The organism is Paenibacillus sp. EKM212P (assembly GCF_011066115.1).
Lineage (GTDB): Bacteria > Bacillota > Bacilli > Paenibacillales > Paenibacillaceae > Paenibacillus > Paenibacillus polymyxa_B.
This window is the reverse complement of the sequence record NZ_JAAMNR010000042.1, coordinates 1-660: the sequence shown is the minus strand read 5'-3', so window position 1 is coordinate 660 and position 660 is coordinate 1. Positions and strand designations below refer to the sequence as shown.

Here is a 660-nt window from a genome sequence, read left to right as displayed (position 1 = left end):
ACGGTACCAAGTTAGAACCTAGATACGATCAGGGTGGTATCCCAAGGATGCCTCCTCTCAAGCTGGCGCTCAAGATTCTACGGCTCCCACCTATCCTGTACAGATCGTACCCAAATTCAATATCAAGCTGCAGTAAAGCTCCATGGGGTCTTTCCGTCTTGTCGCGGGTAACCTGCATCTTCACAGGTATTAAAATTTCACCGGATCTCTCGTTGAGACAGCGCCCAAGTCGTTACGCCATTCGTGCGGGTCAGAATTTACCTGACAAGGAATTTCGCTACCTTAGGACCGTTATAGTTACGGCCGCCGTTTACTGGGGCTTCGGTTCATAGCTTCGCCCCGAAGGGCTTACCACTCCCCTTAACCTTCCAGCACCGGGCAGGCGTCAGCCCGTATACTTCGCCTTGCGGCTTCGCACAGACCTGTGTTTTTGCTAAACAGTCGCTTGGGCCTTTTCACTGCGGCCCCCTCGGGCTATTCACCCTACCGAGGCACCCCTTCTCCCGAAGTTACGGGGTCATTTTGCCGAGTTCCTTAACGAGAGTTCTTCCGCGCGCCTTAGAATTCTCTTCTCGCCTACCTGTGTCGGTTTGCGGTACGGGCACCTTCTCCTGGCTAGAGGCTTTTCTTGGCAGTCTGAGATCATGACCTTCGCTACTA

At 53.5% G+C, this 660-nt stretch carries 1 rRNA gene; it reads right to left on the bottom strand.

Features of this window, described 5'->3' with window-relative positions:
* Positions 1–660, bottom strand: a 23S ribosomal RNA gene (locus G9G54_RS24870); the annotation flags it as partial.